Source organism: Arenibacter lacus, assembly GCF_008711145.1.
In the GTDB taxonomy this organism is placed as follows: domain Bacteria; phylum Bacteroidota; class Bacteroidia; order Flavobacteriales; family Flavobacteriaceae; genus Arenibacter; species Arenibacter amylolyticus.
The window spans coordinates 1-354 of the sequence record NZ_VVIN01000276.1 but is presented as its reverse complement, the minus strand read 5'-3'; the positions used below and the strand labels follow the sequence as shown (position 1 = coordinate 354).

Here is a 354-nt window from a genome sequence, read left to right as displayed (position 1 = left end):
CTTCCCTTACAGGATACATCCTGGGATAAAGTACCGGCTACCCCTATCTTTTGTACCGGATTCAGGGTAAAGTTCTCTTCATAAGAACAGCCCTTGGCATCGGTAACCCTAAAAGTATAGGTGTCCGGAGCAAGGTTGGTAAATATATTGTTGTTGCCGTTGTTCAAAGCAGACGGGGAAATCAGCTCATAGGTAATGGCCCCACTTCCTCCAGTAACCGTAAGGGTCACATTGGAGGTCTCTGCCGGACAGTTGGCCGCAGTGGCAGAAAAAGCAATATCCGTAGGGGGTGTCAGCGGATCAACCGTAATGGTTTCGGTGGCGGTACATCCGTTGGAATCCATCACCGTTAGG

General features: G+C 49.7%; 1 protein-coding gene. It reads right to left on the bottom strand.

Translation table 11 applies throughout. The features are described 5' to 3' along the window. Nucleotides 1-354, bottom strand: a 354-nt coding sequence (locus F1E73_RS17780; RefSeq protein WP_191089082.1) for a hypothetical protein, incomplete at both ends; no start/stop codon positions are given.